General features: G+C 63.6%; 1 protein-coding gene. It reads right to left on the bottom strand.

From position 1 onward, the window contains the following. The coding region (locus tag C1X29_RS29110) for a type I-C CRISPR-associated protein Cas8c/Csd1 (protein WP_173940228.1) at positions 1–242 on the bottom strand (242 nt) is incomplete at both ends.

Below are 242 nucleotides of genomic sequence, written 5' to 3'. Positions count from 1 at the left end.
CCTTCGATCGCCTGCTCTTGTAGGTGTTCCAGCGCCGCGAACAAACGACCGAGACGATATGCCTCGCTCGTACTTTTCTCATCCAAAGCCATCGGAGCACCATCCCTTCCATAAAATCGCGCATCACGTTCGAGCACCCCGCGAATGACGGCGGCGTGCCAGCCGGAGCCCGCATCGTCGCCCGCGCGCAGCCGCATCAGCGCGGTCGCCAGCAGCGTCTGCGGATAGCGTCCGCCGGAAAG

Origin of the sequence: Pseudomonas sp. GW456-12-10-14-LB2 (genome assembly GCF_002884345.1) — a bacterium.
Classification (GTDB): Bacteria; Pseudomonadota; Gammaproteobacteria; order Pseudomonadales; family Pseudomonadaceae; genus Aquipseudomonas; species Aquipseudomonas paraglycinae.
This window is presented reverse-complemented; position numbering and strand designations above follow the sequence as displayed.